This window comes from Microbacterium pygmaeum, from assembly GCF_900100885.1.
Classification (GTDB): domain Bacteria; phylum Actinomycetota; class Actinomycetes; order Actinomycetales; family Microbacteriaceae; genus Microbacterium; species Microbacterium pygmaeum.
Window position 1 is genome coordinate 2,313,709 of the sequence record NZ_LT629692.1, and the last position, 18,147, is coordinate 2,331,855.

Sequence of the window (18,147 nt, forward strand, 5' to 3'; positions counted from 1 at the left end):
AGACTGCCCCTGACTGGCCATCCGCATCCGCGGAGGCAGAATCGCGACGTGAGGAGCCGACATGCGGCTGGGAATGATCGGCCTCGGCCGGATGGGCGCCAACATCGTGCGCAGGCTCATGCGCGACGGCCACGAGTGCGTCGTCTACGACGTCAGTCCGGACGCTGTGGCGGCGCTCGCCGGCGACGGCGCTGCAGGTTCTGAGAGCATCGCCGATCTCGCTGCGAAGCTGGAAGCACCGCGCGTGGTCTGGCTGATGATCCCCGCGGGGATCACCGGCGCGGTCGTCGATCAGGTGGCCGAGGTGCTCGAGCCGGGAGACATCATCATCGACGGCGGCAACTCCAACTACAAGGACGACGTGCGTCGCGCGGCGAAGCTCCGGGAGCGCGGCATCCACTACGTCGACGTCGGCACCAGCGGCGGCGTGTTCGGCCTCGACCGCGGATACTGCCTGATGGTCGGCGGGCCGGATGAGGCCGTGTCGGTCATCGAGCCGATCCTGCGCACGATCGCGCCGGGCGGCGGCGAGATCCCGCGCACGCCGGGGCGCGAGGGCGATCTGGCCCCGGAAGAGCTCGGCTATCTGCACTGCGGTCCGTCCGGCGCCGGCCACTTCGTGAAGATGGTCCACAACGGCATCGAGTACGGGATCATGGCGTCGCTTGCAGAAGGTCTGAACATCCTGGACAACGCGGATGCCGGCATCCGCGAGTCAGAGCACTCCGCGGAGGTCGCCCCGCTGGAGGAACCCGAGTTCTACCAGTTCACGATCGACACACCCAAGGTCGCCGAGCTCTGGCGGCGAGGCTCGGTCATCTCGTCGTGGCTGCTGGACCTGACCGCCGCGGCGCTGGATTCCAACCCCACTCTGGACGGTCTGGCCGGGCGCGTCTCGGACTCCGGTGAGGGTCGCTGGACGATCAAGGCCGCGGTGGATGTCGGCGTTCCGGTGCCGGTGCTGGCCGCATCGCTCTTCGAGCGGTTCGCTTCGCGCGGCGAGGATCACTATGCGAACCAGCTGCTCTCGGCGATGCGCCTGCAGTTCGGCGGACACCAGGAGCTGCCCGCCGGGGATGTGCTGGAAGCGGGCAGCCGGAAGGCCGAGTCAGCCTGAGCGGACGCATCGCGATACACCTCACGGCTCGGCCGGTCCAGCCCCCGCCGGCGACCGGTCGCGCGTCGTACGGTCGGAGCAGCCGATCAAGGAGGACGCCATGTCGAACACCGATCACTCGATTCCCAGCGACGACAACTCTCTCGAAGGCCCCGATATCGAGGTACCCACCGAAGGTGCGGACGACAACGCGACCGTGAAGGGCGCCGGGCTCGGCCAGGACGGGACCATCCCGGCGGCGCCGGATGGAATCGCCGCGGGCCATACCGGCGAACCGTCGAACTTCGAGCCCGAAGAGGACGAGGACGCCGGCTAACCTCTCGTGCTGACCCAGCCGAGCGCCGGGGCGACATACTTCGCGAAGGACTCCACGACCCTGAGGTTGAACTCCACCCCGAGCTGACTCGGAATCGTCAGCATGAGCGTGTCCGCGCTGCGGAGCGCCTCGTCCTGCAGCAGCTGCTCCACGAGCACATCAGGCGCGGCCGCGTAGGTCTTCCCGAACGTGGACCGGATACCGTCGATGACGCCGATCTGGTCGCCGTCCTGCCGCCCGCCGAAGTACATCTGCTCTTCAGCGGTCGTGATCGGGAAGATGCTCCGGCTGATGGAGGTGCGCGGCACGCCCTCGTGCCCGGCCGCCCTCCACGCCTGACGGAACGTAGCGATCTGTTGCGCCTGCAGTTCGTCGAACGGCTGACCGCTGGCCTCGGTGAGCAGTGTGGAGGACATGAGGTTCACTCCGACGGTTCCCGCCCAGGTGGCGGAGTCGCTGTTGCCGGCACCCCACCAGATCCTGGAGCGCAGACCGGGGGAGTGCGGCTCCACGCGTTGTCCGCCGGTGCCGCCGCCGAAGGGGCTGTGCGCGTCGCGCTCGGCGAGGGTCTCTCCGTCGATGGCACGCAGGAACAGCTCGAAGTGCTCGCGCGCAAGATCCGCCCCCCGGGAATCCATCGAGCCTGCGTAGCCGAAGGCCTCGTAGCCGCGGACCACGGTTTCCGGTGAGCCGCGGCTCACGCCCAGCGCAAGCCGGCCGTCGCTGATCAGATCGAGGGCGGCGGCTTCCTCCGCGAGATACAGCGGATTCTCGTATCGCATGTCGATGACGCCGGTTCCGACCTCGATCCGCTCTGTTCGGGCGGCGATGGCCGACAGGAGCGGCATCGGCGACGCCTGCTGGCGGGCGAAGTGGTGCACGCGGAAGTATGTGCCGTTGACGCCGAGGTCGTCCATTCCCTGCGCAAGGTCGATCGCCTGCTTCAGTGAGTCGCCGGCAGTGAGCTCGCGGCCCCCGCCGAGCGGACCGTAGTGACCGAAGGAGAGCGTTCCGAAGCGTTGCATGATGTCTGCAACGGTAGCGCCGCGGCATCCATTCCGATGAATACAGCCTGCTGGATTCCACACAGTCATTGCACCTTCTGGTTCACCGATGTACAATGAACCGCATGGTTCACAGTGACGTGCTGGATCGGGCGTTCTCCGCGTTGGCGGATTCGACCCGTCGGGACATCCTCCGTCGTCTGGGGGAAGGGCCGGCGACGGTCTCCGAGCTCGCCGATCCCGCCGGCATCACCGTCACCGGCATGGCCAAGCATGTGAAAGTGCTCGAGGATGCCGGGCTCGTCGTCACCGCCAAGGTCGGACGCACACGCGAGTGCCGACTCGGCACCGAACGATTGGACGACGCGATGGCGTGGATCAGCTTCTACCAGCGGCTTTGGGAGCGTCGACTCGACGGCCTGGACGCCTATTTCACTCTGCAGAAGGGCAAGACCTCATGACCGGCACCACCGCACCCCTGACCCTGCGGATCGAACGGATGCTGCCTGCCGGACCGGAGGACGTGTTCGACGCGTACACCGACGCCGAGAAGCAGATGATCTGGTTCTCCATCCTGGACGAACGACCGGGAGTGGTGGAGATCGAGGTCGACCTCCGCGTCGGCGGGACGCAGACCGCGATCTGGGGTGCGGACCCCGAGCATCTCTTCCGCGAGACTCAGACGTTCCTCGAAATCGATCGTCCGCATCGCCTGGTGACCGAGTCGACGGGCAGCTCACCCGACGGCTTGGTGATGACCACCCGCATCGAGATCACCTTCGAAGGGCGCTTCGACGCCGCGGGCGATCCCTCCACCCTCGTCACGGTCGTCCAATCCGGGTTCCCCGTGCCCGAGGTCCGAGACTTCTTCGTCGGCGAAGTCTGGAACGGCGCCTTCGCGCGCATCGCCGCCTACCTCGAGCGCTCGAGGTAGGCGGCAGAGCTCGATCAGTCGGCGACATCCTCCGAAGCGGTCGAGCCGGCACGATTCGAGCGACGACGTCGGACCAGGCGCACGATGCCCCAGGCCAAGAGTACGACCACGGCCGTCACGCCGATCCAGGGCAGGAGGAACCCGATCGCGATCACGATGCTGTTCAGGGTGGCGATCAGCCCGTTCCAGCCGGCCGCCAGGCCGTCACCGAAACCTGCCGGGTCGGCCGTCACGACTTCAGTCGGAGTGGACAGCGAGACCGTCAGCGTGGACATGGCGATCTGCTCGTCGTAGTACTTCAGCTGCTGCTGGTACGACTCGAGAGTCGCCTGGCGCTCGGCCAGAGCCGATTCCGCGGCGATCAGGTCGGTCAGGTTCGCGGCCTGACCGAGGATCTGGGTCATGCGGTCCACCGAAGCCTGCGCCGCGTCGACGCGAGCGCGAAGGTCGACCGTCCGCTCGGTCACATCCTGGCGATTGACGGAGGATGCCGTCACCTCGCCGAACCCCGAGAGCTCCTCGACCAGTGCCGGCAGCTGATCCGCCGGGACGCGCACCGTGACCCATGCTCCCGTGTACGGGGTGGGGTAGGGCATCGTGTCGGTGACCACGCCGGAATCGATCGACCCGTCGAGGCCCGGCGTCACCGCACCGGACGCTCCCACGCTCATCGACTCCACAGAGCCCCCGCGCGCCTCGGCGGCATCGCCGATCTCGCGCGCGGCATCAGCCGTGTTCCCGACCGTGAGCGACGCGGTCGCCGTCGTGATGATGTCTCGCTCACCGGTGGCGATCTTGGCCGTATCGCCCGCGACGCCTCCAGCGGCCGACTCGGGGAGGGTGTCCAGCTGCACTGCGCTCCCGTCCGTGGCGACCAGCGGCACGGCCGGTGCGACGGCGGACTCGTTCATCGAGGTGCCACCGACGAGGGTGCCTACGCTCGGTGCGATGACGGCGGCGACGACCAGAATCGCCGCAGCCGCGCCACCGGTGAGCCACAGGCGTCCGCGACGCGCCCGCCGAATGGCGCGTTCGCGACCGATCTCGCTGAAGACGGCGTTCTCGATCCGATCGATGCTCTGATCGCTCAGCTCGGGCAGGACGGTGGGCGCCACGGGATCCCCGGTCGGCTTTGACGTGTTCATGTGCTCTCCTCGGCGACGGTCCGCAGGCGCGTGCGGATGCGGGAGAGACGATTGCGGACGACACCGTGTGGAATGCCGAGCTCATCGGCGGCAGCCTGATAGGCGTACCCTTCCGATGCGCAGAGCCGGAAGATGTCGCGATCCAGCTGGGTGAGCCCGTCGACCTGCGTGAGGATCCGGTCAGCGAGTTCGCCGACGATCACCTGCTGTTCGACGTCCACTGCCGCCGGCAGCCGGGCGAGGCGCTCGTCGTCCACCGTCTCGGTGTGCTCGCGGTCGCGACGCCGGGTGCGCAGACGGTTGGCCGCCTGGAACCGGCAGATGGTCACCAGCCACGGCAGCAGCGACTGGCTCGCCAGCTGGAGGCCGGGAAGCTTCCGCCACGCGACGAGGAAGGTCTCCTGTGTCACGTCCTCGGCATCGGCGGCACTCCCCAGCAGACCGTGCGCCAGCCAGTACACCGGTCGAACATAGGCACGGTAGAGCGCGCGGAACGCGTGCTCGCTCCCGCTCGCGGCCTGCGCCACGAGGGTTGCGTCATTCGTTCCGACCGGCTCGATCATGCCCCCACCCATCCGGACTCATTGTCTCTCACACTGGAAGTGTCGCCCCGGAGGGAATCGTCTCAGACGAGTGGTCAATCCATTCGCGCACGGGCTCCGAACCACATGCATGACCGCCAAACCACCGGCGTCCTCGAAGTCGTCCCCGAAGACGTCGACCTCCCAGAACTCCCCCTCCGCCTCGAAGAAGCCGCCGCAGAAGCCGAAGACGGCGAAAGCGCAGGCTGCGCCGACAGCGGCCGCGTCGAACGACGCTTCAGCTCTGCGTGATGTCGTCGCGCGCCCACGCCCGCCTCAGCAGCCGGCTGCGAAGAAGACAGCACCGAAGGCCGCTGTGCCGCCGCCGGTCGCCGCCGCGCCGACGTCCTCGAAGCCGCCCGCATCCACGTCCCCAGCCGCGCGAGCGGCGTCGGTCACGCCCACCGGAACGAAGCCGCGCGTACCGGAGACCGCCGGAACGAAGTCGAGCCTGCAGAAGCCAGCCGGATCGAAGTCGAGCGCGCCGAAGCCCACCGGAAAGAAGCCGACCGCGCCGAAGACGGCCGGATCCAAGACCAGTGCACCGAGGCCGGCTCCGCGCCAGGCGGCACCGGCAGCACCGCCTGCGGCCAAGCCGATCACGAAACCCCCCGTCCGGCCGACGGTCGAGCCGAAGGCGAACGCTCCCGCTGCGCCGCCGTCGCCGGCTGCGGGCCAGGTTGCGGCCGAGGCCGCGTCGACGAACCCGCCGAAGTCCTCCCGCATGCGTGCGTTCATTCCGGCACTCGTGCTGGTGCCGGTCCTCGCCGCCGCCGGAACGCTCCTGGTTCTGGGCAACGACACGGCCGTGCCTGCGACCGAGGCACAGGGCTGGATCCTCGACAACACCGATCCCGGCCAGCGCCTCGTGGTCGCCGACACGATGACGGGCGGCTTCGCCGGCGCCGGCTGGAATGACGCCGATGTCCTTTCGTACGACGAGCTGACGGCCTGGCGCGATGCGGATGTCGTGGTGACCGGCCCTGCGACCGGCGATCTCGCAGCCGCCTCGCCGGTCGGTCAGGCGATCGCCAACTCCGTCGTGGTGGCCTCGTTCGGCGACGGAGACCAGCGCATGGACGTGCGCATGGTGACCCCCCAGGGGGCCGTGCTGGCTTCGGCGGCCGATGCGCAGGCCGCCGCCGAACGGGTCGCCTACGGGAGCGAGCTGGCCCGGAACCCTGCGCTGCAGATCTCCGATGCGAACCGTGCGCTGCTCACCGACGGCAGAGTGGATCCGCGCGTCGTCGTGCTCCTGGCAACGCTGATCGCCGACGGCGGCATCACCGTGAGCGACTTCCCGGCTGTCTCCGGCGAGCAGACCGGACCGCTGCGGCAGGTCTCGATCACCAAGCTCGGCGGCGAGCGGGTCGCCTTCGACGGCGAACTGGCACGCGACACCCGCGCCGTCTTCGAGAATCTCACCGGTCCCTACGCCCCCGATGAGGTCCGCGTCACCGACGGCGCGGTGACGCTCGAATACCCGTTCACGCTGGATCCGCTTTCCGAGTGATCCCCGTCATCGTCCCTCGCAGACACCCCAACCCGAAGGAAGCGACATGAACACCTCATCCCGCCGCAAGACCGGCGTCGTAGCCGTCGCGCTGGCGATCACCGCGGGCCTCGCGATCGCGACCCCAGTCGCGGCATCCGCGTCCACCACCGCCACCGGAGCGGTGCGCTCCGCGACCGGCGAGACCGGATGGCTCCGCCTCGGCCACTTCTCGCCGGACACCAAGGCCGTCGATGTGCGGGTGACCGCGCTGAGCGGCGGCTCGGTCGTGCTCGATCTGGCCGATGTCGCGTACGGCGACATCTCGCCCTATCAGGCGCTCGGCGAGGGGAAGTACACCATCACGATGATCCCCGCCGACTCCGACGACTGGAGCAAGGTCGCCATCTCCGACACCGTCACGATCAGTCCCGCGAAAGCGACCACCGTCGCCGCCTACGGGCCGACCGCAACGCTGCAGTTGCGCGCGTTCCCCGACGATCTGACCTCTCCCTCCGCCGGCAACGCGCGCATCCGCGTGATCCAGGCCTCCACCCTCACCCCCGCCGTCGACGTGCAGACCTCGACGGGCCTTGCGATCGCGAAGAACGCGCGCCCCGGCTCGGCGACCGCGTACACCGAAGTGCCGGCAGGCGTCTGGAACCTGAAGCTCAGCGGAGCAGCCGTCAGCGGAGCCGCCGACGTGACCGTCGCCGCCGGCAGCGTGAACACGCTGTTCGTGCTGGACAACGCCTCCGGAGGCCTCACGATCCTTCCCATCCTCGACAGCGCGGCGACGCCGGTCACGCCGGTGGGCGGTGTGCAGACCGGCGGCGGATGGCTGTCCACGCACGCGCCGACCACGACCGGCTCGCTCGGGACCGTCGGCCGGCACGCGGTGTGATGCACCGAGTGAAAGGGCGGATGCGGGCCATGGCGGTCCTGACCATCGGCCTTGTGCTCTCGGCCACCGGGTGCGCGACAGCTGTCGCGGCCGATGCGCCTGAGCCCGCGGCATCCGCCCTCCCCTCGCCGGTGGCCCCATTGGCCGCTGGAGGTCTGCAGGATCCGCAGCAGCCCTCGGCGGATGCCACGATCGATGCGATCCCCGTCCGCCTGCGCATTCCCTCGATCGGGGTGGATTCGTCCCTGGAGGATCTGGCGATCGAAGGGGACGGGCGCCTTGCAGCACCGCAGGACTACGACCTCGCAGGCTGGTACTCCGAAGGCGTCGTGCCGGGCGAGGTGGGACCGGCGATCATCGCCGGCCACATCGACTCGCCCACTGCCCCCGCCGTCTTCGCGAAGCTGGGTGACTTGGCGACCGGAGCCGAGATCGTGGTCGCGATGTCGGACGGAACCGAACTCGATTTCCACGTGAGCGGGTCCGCGCAGTCGTCGAAGGCGGAGTTCCCCACCGCCGATGTCTACAGCAACGTCCCGGCTCCCGAACTCCGACTGATCACGTGCGCCGGCGACTTCGACTCCGAGATCGGCCATTACACAGACAATCTGATCGTCTTCGCGTCCCTCGGCTGAGCCTCGGCACGCTCGCCGACCTGTAGACTGCAAGCCGCGAGAGGGAGTATCCCGTCATCGCGCGTCCGTCATCACGGGGTCCATCGCAGGGTCTCCGGGCGCGCACCGCGGCATCGGTCGGCAATCGACCGGCGCCAGCGGGGGAGAGACTTTCGACGTCCCGTCGTCCCCTCTCGAAAGGCCCAACGCTTGGACCTCGAACTCCCGCTCTGGTTTGAAATCGGCTCCCTCGTCGGGCTCACCCTGATCCTCGTCGCCGATCTGCTGCTGATCCTCAAGCGGCCGCACATCCCGTCCACCAGAGAGTCCACACTGTGGGTGATCTTCTACGTCACGCTCGCGCTGATCTTCGCCGGCCTCATGTGGATCTTCGCCGGCGGCGAGTTCGCCGGCCAGTTCGTCGCAGGCTGGCTGACCGAGTACAGCCTGTCCATCGACAACCTGTTCGTGTTCGTGCTGATCATGAGCCAGTTCGCCGTGCCGCGCCGATACCAGCAGGAGGTGCTGATGGTGGGCATCATCATCGCGCTCATCCTGCGCGGCGCGTTCATCCTGGTCGGCGCTGCCGTCATCGAGAACTTCAGCCCGATCTTCTACATCTTCGGCGCCTTCCTCGTGTGGACCGCCTACCGCCAGGCGTTCCCGGGTGGCGACCACGACGACGACGCGAAGCGCGAGAGCTTCATCGTGCGGACCCTGCGCCGCACCATCGACATCAGCGACCACTACGACGGCGCGAAGCTGCGCACCGTCGTCGCGGGCAAGAAGATGTTCACGCCGATGATCATCGTCTTCGCCGCGATCGGGGTCACCGATCTCCTCTTCGCGATCGACTCGATTCCGGCGATCTTCGGCATCACCACGAGTCCCTTCATCGTCTTCACGGCGAACATCTTCGCCTTGATGGGCCTGCGCCAGCTCTATTTCCTGCTCGGCGACCTGCTGGATCGCCTGCGCTACCTGCACTACGGGATCGCGTTCATCCTCGCCTTCATCGGACTGAAGCTGGTCTTCCACGCCATGCACGTGAACGAACTCCCGTTCATCAACGGCGGCGAGCACATCGAGTGGGCACCGGAGATCTCGACCTGGATGTCTCTCGGCGTCATCATCGCCTCGATGGCCGTCGCGACCATCGCGAGCCTCGTCGCGTCGGCGCGGGACAAGAAGAAGGGCGAGACGGTCGAGCCGACGACGGCGGATGCCGCGGCGGCCGTCGTCGCGGAGGAGAAAGGCACCCCGCCCACCGTGACGCAGCCCGAGAGCCCCGAGGCTCAGCCGAAGAACCGCTGAGGCGGTCGGCTCGAAGCGGAATCGCCCGCGCGGCACCGCGACCGGACGGCGAGCCATCCGGGCGCGGTGGTAGTCTGACGGCATGCGGGCCCTTCTCCTCCTTAGCGGCCGCGACGAGTCCTAGTTCCCAGGCCTGGCTCGCCGCGGAGTTCATCGCCGGCTTGATCCCCTTGTCGAGGAGAACGAAAGACCATGAGCACACCCACGATCGACGCATCGGCGATTCCCGATTCGCCCCGCACCCTGGCTGAGAAGGTCTGGGACGACCATCTGGTCGTCAAGGGCGAGAACGGCGAGCCGGACCTCATCTACATCGACTTGCACCTCGTGCACGAGGTCACCAGTCCGCAGGCCTTCGACGGGCTCCGGGCAGAGGGGCGCCCCCTTCGGCGGGTCGATCTGACCATCGCGACCGAGGACCACAACACGCCCACGCTGGCGATCGACAAGCCGATCGCCGACCTGACCAGCCGCACGCAGATCGAGACGCTGCGTCGCAACGCCGAGGAGTTCGGCGTCCGGATCCACTCGCTCGGCGACAAGGAGCAGGGGATCGTCCACGTCGTCGGTCCGCAGCTGGGCCTCACGATGCCGGGCATCACCGTCGTCTGCGGTGACTCGCACACCTCCACCCACGGCGCATTCGGCGCGATGGCGTTCGGGATCGGCACGAGCGAGGTCGAGCATGTCATGGCGACCCAGACCCTGCCGCTGAAGCCGTTCAAGACGATGGCGATCACGGTCGAAGGCACCCTGCGACCCGGCGTCACCGCGAAGGACATCATCCTCGCCGTCATCGCGAAGATCGGCACCGGCGGGGGCCAGGGATACGTCCTCGAATTCCGCGGCAGCGCCATCCGCGCCCTCTCCATGGAGGGGCGGATGACCATCTGCAACATGTCCATCGAGGCCGGCGCCCGGGCCGGGATGGTCGCGCCGGACGAGACCACATTCGCCTACGTCAAGGACAAGCCGCACGCGCCGCAGGGGTCGGACTGGGACGACGCCGTCGCGTACTGGCGGACGCTGCCCACCGATGAGGGAGCGGTCTTCGATGCCGAGGTCTACCTCGACGCCGATCAGCTCGAGCCGTTCGTGACCTGGGGCACCAACCCCGGGCAGGGCGTGTCCCTGTCGGGTGTCGTCCCGACGCCGTCGGACATCGTCGACCCGAACGAGCGCGCGGCGGCGGAGCGGGCACTGGAGTACATGGATCTGAAGGCGGGCACGCCGCTGAAGGATGTGCCGGTCGATGCGGTCTTCATGGGCTCGTGCACGAACAGCCGTATCGAGGATCTGCGCGCGTTCGCCTCGGTCATCCGCGGGCGCACCAAGGCGCCCGGCGTCCGCGTGATGGTCGTGCCGGGCTCGGCCCGAGTCCGCTTGGAGGCCGAGGCCGAGGGCATCGACAAGATCGTGGAGGACTTCGGAGCGGAGTGGCGCTTCGCCGGCTGCTCGATGTGTCTGGGAATGAACCCGGATCAGCTCGCTCCCGGAGAACGCTGCGCATCCACGTCGAACCGCAACTTCGAGGGTCGGCAGGGCAAGGGCGGGCGGACCCACTTGGTCTCGCCACTGGTCGCTGCGGCGACCGCCGTTCGTGGGACGCTGTCCAGCCCGAGCGACCTCGAGGACACGCCGATCTACGCGGCCGTGGAAGCCGGGGAGTTCTGATGGAGAAGTTCGTCACGCACACCGGTATCGCCGCGCCCCTGAAGCGGTCGAACGTCGACACCGACCAGATCATCCCCGCCGTCTACCTCAAGCGGGTGACCAAGACCGGATTCGAGGACGCGCTCTTCGCCGCCTGGCGGCAGGACCCGGACTTCGTGCTGAATCAGGACTCGTTCCAGGGGGCCAGCATCCTGGTCGCCGGTGCGGACTTCGGCACCGGTTCCAGCCGGGAGCACGCCGTCTGGGCGCTGCGCGACTTCGGCTTCGCCGTCGTGCTGAGCCCGCGGTTCGGTGACATCTTCCGCGGGAACTCCGGAAAGCAGGGTCTGCTGACCGGGCTCATCTCCGAGGCGGACCTGGAGCGGATCTGGGCCGCGATCGACGCCGATCCGGGCATCGAGATGACCGTCGACCTCGAGGCTCGCGTCGCCACGATCGGCGACCTCTCCGTGCCGTTCGAGATCGACGATTACACTAGGTGGCGGCTTCTCGAAGGGCTCGATGACATCGGGCTCACTCTGCGCAACGAAGACAAGATCGCGCAGTTCGAGGCTCGCCGTGAGGCGTGGCGGCCGCGGACGATCCCCGTTCCGTAGGCTCGAGCATCCGTTCCAAAAGATCGGACCGCTCCACCACCGCCCCCCTCGATGACACAAGTGAGGTTCCACCGGATGAAGACCCTTGATACGGCAGGCCCCACAGCAGGCGGCAGGGAATCGACCGGCGAAACGCTCGCCATCCGCGGCGGTCGGCCGCTGAACGGACGCGTCGAGGTGAAGGGCGCGAAGAACCTCGTCACCAAGGCGATGGTCGCCGCACTCCTCGGCGAGAGCGTGAGCGTCCTGCGCGACGTGCCGGACATCAGCGACGTCGAGGTCGTCCGCTCGCTGCTGGAGGTGCACGGCGTCACGGTGCGCGACGGCGACGAGGAGGGCACGCTGCACCTCGATCCGAGCGGCGCCGTATCCGCCCACTTCGAGGAGATCGACGCGCACGCCGGCGCTTCGCGGATCCCGATCCTGTTCTGCGGGCCGCTGCTGCATCTGCTCGGGGAAGCGCTGATCCCCGATCTGGGCGGGTGCCGAATCGGCGACCGGCCGATCAACTTCCACATGGACGCGCTCCGCGCGTTCGGCGCGGTCGTGGACAAGTCGTACGAGGGCATCCGGATCACCGCGCCGAACGGGCTGCACGGCGCCGACATCGAGCTGCCGTACCCGAGCGTCGGGGCCACCGAGCAGGTGCTCCTGACGGCCGTGCGCGCGAAGGGCACGACCGAACTGCGCAACGCCGCGATCGAGCCCGAGATCATGGACCTGATCGCCGTCCTGCAGAAGATGGGCGCGATCATCTCGTACGAGCCGAACCGCGTCATCCTCATCGAGGGCGTCGAGAGCCTGCGCGGGTACGACCACCGTGCGATCTTCGACCGCAACGAGGCGGCATCGTGGGCGTGTGCAGCCTTGGCCACCGGCGGGGACATCTTCGTCGGCGGCGCGAAGCAGCAGGAGATGCTCACCTTCCTCAACGTCTTCCGCAAAGCCGGTGGGGAATTCGACGTCCGGGAGGACGGCATCCGCTTCTATCGCGGCGGCCCGCTCAAGCCGGTCGTCGTCGAGACCGACGTCCACCCGGGCTTCATGACCGACTGGCAGCAGCCGCTGATCGTCGCGCTCACCCAGGCGAACGGGCGCTCCACGGTCCACGAGACGGTCTACGAGAACCGCCTCGGATTCACCGCGGCACTCGTGCAGATGGGCGCCGACATCGTCGTGCATCCACAGGGCATCGACAGTTCCACCAGGCGAGTGCCGCGACGTGCGCTCGAACAGGCGGCGGTCATCAACGGTCCGACACCTCTGCACGGCGCCGATGTCGAAGTCCCCGACCTGCGAGGCGGATACAGCTACGTCATCGCCGCCCTGACCGCCGAGGGCGAGTCGACCGTGCGCAACGTCGGCATCATCCGCCGCGGATACGAGAAGTTCTTCACCAAGCTCGCCGCGCTGGGTGCCGACTTCGATGTGATCGGCTGACTCGGTGGCCTCTGGCGCCCCTCGACCGCGTGCGTCGAGCGAGAAGACCAAGCCCAGCGTCTTCTGGCCGCTCGGCGGAATCGTCGTTCCGCTCGTCGGCATCTTCGCCAGGCTCGAGATCCGAGGCGGTGAGAACCTGCCGCGGGAGGGCGCCTACGTCGTGGCCCCGAACCACATCACCGAGTTCGACCCGCTGACGATCGCCGTCGTCGTCTGGCGACTCGGCCGCGCCCCCCGCTTCATGGCGAAGGAGAGCCTCTTCAAGGTTCCCGTGCTCGGCTGGGCGCTGCGTGCGACGGGCATGGTGCCGGTGGCGCGGTCGTCGTCGGCGGCCGCGGCGCGCCAGACGATCGAGAGCTCGGAGCTCCTCGTCGAACACGGGCGGGGCGTGATCGTCTACCCCGAGGGGAGCCTCACGCGCGAGCCTGATCTGTGGCCCATGCGTGGCAAGACGGGCGCGGCCCGGCTCGCGCTGGCCGGCGACATCCCGGTGATCCCGATCGCGCACTGGGGTGACCAGAAGATCCTGCCCCGCTACGGGAAGCTCAGCCTGTGGCCGTTGCGCCGACGCGTGCAGGTCCTCGTGGGGCCGCCCGTGGACCTGTCCGCCTACCGGGGCATGCCGACGCAGCCCGCGGCCCTGGTCGCGGCGACCGACGTGATCATGGCCGACATCGCCGGACTCCTCTCGGAGCTGCGGGGCGAGCCGGCGCCGGCGGAGCGCTGGAATCCGGCTGCGCACGGGCAGAACGAGACGGGTCGACTGTGAGCCGTCGGCAGGACTCCGCCCTGCCGCGCGTCGCCGTCATCGGCGCGGGAAGCTGGGGCACCACGTTCGGGAAGATCCTGGCCGACGGCGGCGCACACGTCACGATGTGGGCGCGCCGACCTGAACTCGCCACCGAGATCAACGAGGCCAAACGCAACAGCGAGTACCTGCCCGGCATCAACCTGCCGCGTGAGATGTACGCGACCCACCACCTCTCCGAGGCGCTCGACGGCGCCGAGCAGGTCTACCTGTCGATCCCCAGCCAAGCGGTGCGCCAGAACCTCAAGGCCGTCCGCCCGCTGGTCACCGGCACCGACGCGCCGATCGTCTCCCTCATGAAGGGCGTCGAGCGACGTACGGGTCTGCGCATGAGTCAGGTCATCGAGCAGGAACTGCACTGCGATCCGGACCGCATCGCCGTGGCATCCGGCCCGAACCTCGCCCTCGAGATCGCTCGGGAACAGCCGACGGCTGCGGTGATCTCCTCGACGAGCCAGGAGACGGCGGATGCGGTGGCCCGTCGTGCGCGGAACCACTACTTCCGCACGTTCGTGAACACGGACGTCATCGGAACCGAGTTCGGCGGTGTCCTCAAGAACCTCATCGCCGTCGCGATCGGCATCGTCGACGGCGTCGGGTACGGCGAGAACACGAAAGCCTCGATCATCACGCGCGGTCTGGTCGAGATGACCGACTTCGCGGTCGCGCAGGGCGCGCAGGCCGAGACCCTGCAAGGGCTGGCCGGCCTCGGCGACCTGATCGCCACCTGCCAGTCGCCGCTCAGCCGCAACAACACCGCGGGCCGGCTGCTCGGGCAGGGCTACAGCTTCCAGGACGTCGTGAAGCAGATGAACCAGACCGCCGAGGGGCTCGCCTCGGTTGCCCCGGTGCTCCAACTTGCTCGCGAGGCGGGCATCGCGATGCCCATCGTCGAGCAGGTCAAGATGGTGCTGGACGGCACGATGAAACCGCGAGAGATCGCACCCCACCTGACGACGGATGACGATGAGCCCCAGGGCGAGAGGACGCAGAATGGACAGGCCGGCGGTGGTGGTGCTCTTTGGAGGTCGCTCCAGCGAACACTCGATCAGTTCCGCAACGGCGGGCGGCGTTCTCCGCGCGATCAGCCGTGAAGCCTACCGGGTGATCCCGGTCGGCATCACCCGCGACGGTGTCTTCGTCCTGGAGGATGACGACCCCGGCAAGTTCGCCCTCGACGCCGAGCATCTGCCGGAAGTGGTCGACAACGGGACGCGGATCATCTGGCCCGAAGGCGGTGCCGACCGCGCGCTGCGTGTTCGTCGCGCCGACGGCGTCATCGACGACCTCGGGGCCGTGGACGTCGTGCTGCCGATCCTGCACGGGGTCCACGGCGAGGACGGCACGATCCAGGGGTTCCTGAACATCCTCGGCATCCCGTACGCCGGCGGGGGCGTGTTGGATTCCGCCCTGTGCATGGACAAGCACTTCATGAAGATCGTCCTGCAGGCGGCCGGCGTGCCCGTCTCGCCGTGGGTCACCGTCACGAGCGCGCGGTGGGACCGTGATCCTGAAGCCGTGCGGGCGGATGCGGCTCCGCTGGGACTGCCGGTGTTCGTGAAGCCGGCGCGGGCAGGCTCGAGCGTCGGCGTGTCCAAGGTGGCCGACCCGACCGAGCTGGAAGGGGCCCTCCGCCTGGCCTTCGCAGAGGACGACAAGGTCCTGATCGAAGCCGCCATCGTCGGACGCGAGATCGAGGTCGCCATCCTCGAAGGTCGTAGGGGAGGCGTGTCCCGTGCTTCGCTGCCGGGCGAGATCGTGCTCACGACCCGGGAGTTCTACGACTTCGAGGGGAAGTACCTCGGCGGAGACGGCGCGGATGTGGTGTGCCCGGCCGACCTGACCGACGCGGAGATCTCCGCGATCCAGGAGCTCGGCGTCCGTTCTTTCGACGCAGTGGGCGGACGCGGGCTCGCCCGCGTGGACTTCTTCCTGGCCGCCGACGCGCTGTACGTCAACGAACTGAACACGATGCCCGGCTTCACACCGATCTCGATGTTCCCCAAATGCTGGATCGCGTCGGGGATGAGCTATTCGGAACTCATCTCCGAGCTGATCGACACCGCCCTGGAGCGGTAGCGGCGTCTACGGCGCGGGCAGGAGCGTCTCTGTGGACGTGCACTGTCCGTCCACCGGCAACTGCGACACGCTCGTGGAGAGCCGGTCCAGCACGTCGTTGCCGGAGACGATCTCGTTGTCGTAGAACACCTGGACGGCCGGGGTGCGGCCGTACGTTGTGACCAGGAATCTCGGTGCCGCCGACTCGTCGACGATCCAGTCCACGCCGCCGATCGTGATGCACTTCTCCTCGGTCGGGCCGGGAGCGCTGACCCCGCACGTGACCAGGACCGCTGCGGGATCACCCCAGGCGCCCGTGGCCTGCGCATCGGTCCACCGGCGGATCTGACCGTCGATCTCGCCGGGCAGCCGCACCGTGACATCGGCGCACAGCGGATCATCGGCATCGGCCGCCGCTTCCATCGACACGGTGGACGAGCACCCGGACAGAGCGAACCCGGCGAGCGTGCAGGCGATCACCGCGGCCGCGGCGACGGGAATTCGGGAACGCATGGCTCCAGGCTAGCCTGGGCGGATGAGCGCGGACGCCGGCGACCTGACCGTGGGCGAGCTGTCCGAGGGGCGGATCCTGCGGCGCATCCTGAATGTCCTCGGCCCCTCCTCTGCGCTGGTCGGCCCCGGCGATGACGCCGCGGTGATCGCCGCTCCGGGCGGTTCGGTGGTCGCCACGACCGACACGCTCGTGCACGGGCCCGACTTCCGTCTGGCGTGGTCGAGCGGATTCGACCTGGGCTGGAAGGCGGCCGCCGTCAACCTCGCCGACATCGCCGCCATGGGCGCTCGCCCCACCGCGTTGCTGGTCGCGCTGGCTCTGCCGAACAGCACGCGGGTGTCGTTCGTCGAGGAGTTCGCCGCCGGCCTTCGTGGCGCATGCGATGCGCTCGCACCCGGCTGTGCGGTCGAGGGGGGAGACCTCACCGTTTCGGACACGCTGACGATCGCGGTGACGGCGCTCGGATCTCTGGACGGCCGAGCGCCCGTGCTGCGCAGCGGTGCTCGCGTTGGAGAGGTCGTCGCCGTCGCGGGCGAGCTCGGGCACGCGGCATCCGGCCTCGCCATTCTCTTCGAGCGCTTCACCGACGCCGACGGTCACCCGCTTCCCCTCGATGTGCCGTCCGGTCGGGACGGGCAGGCGGTGCTCGCGCAACTGCGCCCCAGCCCGCCCATCGCCCTGGGGACGACCGCGGCGGTGCGCGGTGCATCCGCGATGATTGACGTCTCGGACGGCCTGGCGCTGGATGCGGCACGGATGGCGGATGCCTCGGGCGTGAGCATCGACATCCACTCGCGCCTGCTGCCGGACGATGTGCGGACCGCACTGACCGGCGGAGAGGATCACGCGCTGCTGGCGACCTTTCCCGCCGAGCTCGTCCCAGACAGCGGGTTCCGCCCGATCGGGCGCGTGATCGCCCGCACCGGTGATCCCGTCCTCCTCGACGGACGGCCTTTCGGCGGCAGGACAGGCTGGGACCCCTACCGGGATTGGGACTCCGTCACCGGCTGATCCTCGCCGGTGGGCGGATCGGTCGGCGTGTCGATCGTATGCAGCCGCGCCCACCACAGCGTCGTGTCGCCATAGCGCTTGTTCCGGAGATGCTCCAGCTCGGCAGGGAGCGCCGGCTCGGGGGAGCGCGATGCGCGCTCGATCACCACGAGGGCGTCCGATCGGAGGGATGCTGTCAGCAGCCGAAGCGTCTCGGACAGCTCCGCTTCGCCGATGTCGTACGGCGGATCGACGAAGACGAGATCGAACGGCCCGCGCGGGCCGCCCAGATATGCGGCCACGGCCGCACGGTGCACGCGGATCGCCCGATCGCGTCCGACGGATCTGCCGACGCGAGCTGCGTTGCGCTCCACGACGGCGGCGGCCCGAGGAGATCGTTCGACCAGATCGGCCGATGCCGCACCCCGGCTCACGGCCTCCAGCCCGAGTGCCCCCGAGCCGGCGTACAGATCGAGGACGACCGCGCCCCGCAGCGCCTCGACCGATTCGAGCGCGCCGAACAGCGATTCGCGCACCCGGTCACTGGTCGGCCGGGTGCCCGCGTCCGGCACCTCGAGCGGAATCGATCCGGCACGTCCCGAGATGATCCGCGTCACACGATCACCATAGCCGGGACGACCACGGG

Annotated in this window: 22 protein-coding genes; 16 read left to right on the plus strand and 6 right to left on the minus strand. The window is 68.7% G+C overall.

All coding sequences use genetic code 11. The features are described 5' to 3' along the window. Nucleotides 1–61 precede the first annotated feature (61 nt). Together gnd and BLT19_RS11035 are read left to right on the plus strand one after the other, a co-directional pair. Nucleotides 62–1,117: a phosphogluconate dehydrogenase (NAD(+)-dependent, decarboxylating) gene (gene gnd / locus BLT19_RS11030; protein ID WP_091489872.1), complete on the plus strand. Its 1,056-nt coding sequence runs from the start codon at nt 62–64 to the stop codon at nt 1,115–1,117. 100 nt (nt 1,118–1,217) lie between these two features. After that, complete coding sequence (locus BLT19_RS11035) at nt 1,218–1,433, plus strand: hypothetical protein (protein ID WP_091489875.1); 216 nt, start codon at nt 1,218–1,220, stop codon at nt 1,431–1,433. On the opposite strand, the gene BLT19_RS11040 is transcribed toward BLT19_RS11035, so the two are convergent. Next, nucleotides 1,430–2,458, minus strand: a complete 1,029-nt coding sequence (locus BLT19_RS11040) for an LLM class flavin-dependent oxidoreductase (protein ID WP_091489878.1) — start codon at nt 2,456–2,458, stop codon at nt 1,430–1,432. The genes BLT19_RS11035 and BLT19_RS11040 overlap by 4 nt on opposite strands. Nucleotides 2,459–2,562: 104 nt before the next feature. Between BLT19_RS11040 and BLT19_RS11045 the strand changes: the two genes are divergently transcribed. After that, complete coding sequence (locus BLT19_RS11045) at nt 2,563–2,898, plus strand: ArsR/SmtB family transcription factor (RefSeq protein WP_091493849.1); 336 nt, start codon at nt 2,563–2,565, stop codon at nt 2,896–2,898. Beyond that, the gene (locus BLT19_RS11050) at nt 2,895–3,371 is read left to right on the plus strand and encodes an SRPBCC family protein (RefSeq protein WP_091489881.1); all 477 of its coding nucleotides are present in this window, start codon (nt 2,895–2,897) and stop codon (nt 3,369–3,371) included. Before BLT19_RS11045 ends, BLT19_RS11050 begins: the two co-directional genes overlap by 4 nt. A gap of 14 nt (nt 3,372–3,385) precedes the next feature. Here the strand turns inward: BLT19_RS11050 and BLT19_RS11055 are convergent, their stop codons facing one another. Then, nucleotides 3,386–4,516: a DUF4349 domain-containing protein gene (locus BLT19_RS11055; RefSeq protein WP_091489884.1), complete on the minus strand. Its 1,131-nt coding sequence runs from the start codon at nt 4,514–4,516 to the stop codon at nt 3,386–3,388. Continuing rightward, a complete protein-coding gene (locus tag BLT19_RS11060; RefSeq protein ID WP_091489889.1) occupies nt 4,513–5,079 on the minus strand; it encodes an RNA polymerase sigma factor in 567 nt (188 codons plus the stop codon). The genes BLT19_RS11055 and BLT19_RS11060 overlap by 4 nt, the downstream gene beginning before the upstream one ends. Nucleotides 5,080–5,184: 105 nt before the next feature. On the opposite strand from BLT19_RS11060, the gene BLT19_RS17675 reads away from it, so the two are divergent. Further along, nucleotides 5,185–5,349: a hypothetical protein gene (locus BLT19_RS17675; RefSeq protein WP_157681848.1), complete on the plus strand. Its 165-nt coding sequence runs from the start codon at nt 5,185–5,187 to the stop codon at nt 5,347–5,349. A 24-nt stretch (nt 5,350–5,373) separates the two neighbouring features. Here the strand turns inward: BLT19_RS17675 and BLT19_RS11065 are convergent, their stop codons facing one another. Beyond that, a complete protein-coding gene (locus BLT19_RS11065; RefSeq protein WP_157681849.1) occupies nt 5,374–5,835 on the minus strand; it encodes a hypothetical protein in 462 nt (153 codons plus the stop codon). Here BLT19_RS11065 and BLT19_RS17775 point away from each other — a divergent pair. From BLT19_RS17775 to BLT19_RS11115, 10 genes are all read left to right on the plus strand, one after another. After that, nucleotides 5,822–6,610: a hypothetical protein gene (locus tag BLT19_RS17775; protein WP_091489895.1), complete on the plus strand. Its 789-nt coding sequence runs from the start codon at nt 5,822–5,824 to the stop codon at nt 6,608–6,610. The genes BLT19_RS11065 and BLT19_RS17775 overlap by 14 nt on opposite strands. A gap of 46 nt (nt 6,611–6,656) precedes the next feature. Beyond that, nucleotides 6,657–7,493: a DUF4397 domain-containing protein gene (locus BLT19_RS11075; RefSeq protein ID WP_091489898.1), complete on the plus strand. Its 837-nt coding sequence runs from the start codon at nt 6,657–6,659 to the stop codon at nt 7,491–7,493. Between the two features lie 29 nt (nt 7,494–7,522). Further along, nucleotides 7,523–8,128: a class F sortase gene (locus BLT19_RS11080; RefSeq protein ID WP_157681851.1), complete on the plus strand. Its 606-nt coding sequence runs from the start codon at nt 7,523–7,525 to the stop codon at nt 8,126–8,128. 189 nt (nt 8,129–8,317) lie between these two features. Then, nucleotides 8,318–9,421, plus strand: a complete 1,104-nt coding sequence (locus BLT19_RS11085; RefSeq protein ID WP_091489905.1) for a TerC family protein — start codon at nt 8,318–8,320, stop codon at nt 9,419–9,421. 192 nt (nt 9,422–9,613) lie between these two features. Then, the gene (leuC, locus tag BLT19_RS11090; RefSeq protein ID WP_091489909.1) at nt 9,614–11,095 is read left to right on the plus strand and encodes a 3-isopropylmalate dehydratase large subunit; all 1,482 of its coding nucleotides are present in this window, start codon (nt 9,614–9,616) and stop codon (nt 11,093–11,095) included. Then, the gene (gene leuD, locus BLT19_RS11095) at nt 11,095–11,691 is read left to right on the plus strand and encodes a 3-isopropylmalate dehydratase small subunit (protein ID WP_091489913.1); all 597 of its coding nucleotides are present in this window, start codon (nt 11,095–11,097) and stop codon (nt 11,689–11,691) included. Before leuC ends, leuD begins: the two co-directional genes overlap by 1 nt. Nucleotides 11,692–11,766: 75 nt before the next feature. Then, a complete protein-coding gene (gene murA, locus BLT19_RS11100) occupies nt 11,767–13,131 on the plus strand; it encodes a UDP-N-acetylglucosamine 1-carboxyvinyltransferase (RefSeq protein ID WP_091489916.1) in 1,365 nt (454 codons plus the stop codon). A gap of 4 nt (nt 13,132–13,135) precedes the next feature. Further along, nucleotides 13,136–13,900 (plus strand): lysophospholipid acyltransferase family protein, encoded by a 765-nt coding sequence (locus BLT19_RS11105; RefSeq protein WP_091489923.1) that lies wholly within the window; start codon nt 13,136–13,138, stop codon nt 13,898–13,900. Then, a complete protein-coding gene (locus tag BLT19_RS11110; protein ID WP_091489928.1) occupies nt 13,897–15,033 on the plus strand; it encodes an NAD(P)H-dependent glycerol-3-phosphate dehydrogenase in 1,137 nt (378 codons plus the stop codon). The genes BLT19_RS11105 and BLT19_RS11110 overlap by 4 nt, the downstream gene beginning before the upstream one ends. Further along, nucleotides 14,933–16,018 (plus strand): D-alanine--D-alanine ligase family protein, encoded by a 1,086-nt coding sequence (locus BLT19_RS11115; RefSeq protein WP_091489931.1) that lies wholly within the window; start codon nt 14,933–14,935, stop codon nt 16,016–16,018. The genes BLT19_RS11110 and BLT19_RS11115 overlap by 101 nt, the downstream gene beginning before the upstream one ends. Before the next feature lie 6 nt (nt 16,019–16,024). Here the strand turns inward: BLT19_RS11115 and BLT19_RS11120 are convergent, their stop codons facing one another. Further along, complete coding sequence (locus BLT19_RS11120) at nt 16,025–16,510, minus strand: DUF3515 family protein (RefSeq protein WP_091489936.1); 486 nt, start codon at nt 16,508–16,510, stop codon at nt 16,025–16,027. A 22-nt stretch (nt 16,511–16,532) separates the two neighbouring features. Here BLT19_RS11120 and thiL point away from each other — a divergent pair, with 22 nt between their 5' ends. Next, nucleotides 16,533–17,522: a thiamine-phosphate kinase gene (gene thiL / locus BLT19_RS11125; protein ID WP_091489940.1), complete on the plus strand. Its 990-nt coding sequence runs from the start codon at nt 16,533–16,535 to the stop codon at nt 17,520–17,522. On the opposite strand, the gene rsmD is transcribed toward thiL, so the two are convergent. After that, on the minus strand, nt 17,492–18,118 hold the full coding sequence (gene rsmD / locus BLT19_RS11130; RefSeq protein ID WP_091489944.1) for a 16S rRNA (guanine(966)-N(2))-methyltransferase RsmD: 627 nt from the start codon (nt 18,116–18,118) through the stop codon (nt 17,492–17,494). The two genes, thiL and rsmD, sit on opposite strands and share 31 nt — an antisense overlap. Between the last annotated feature and the right edge of the window lie 29 nt (nt 18,119–18,147).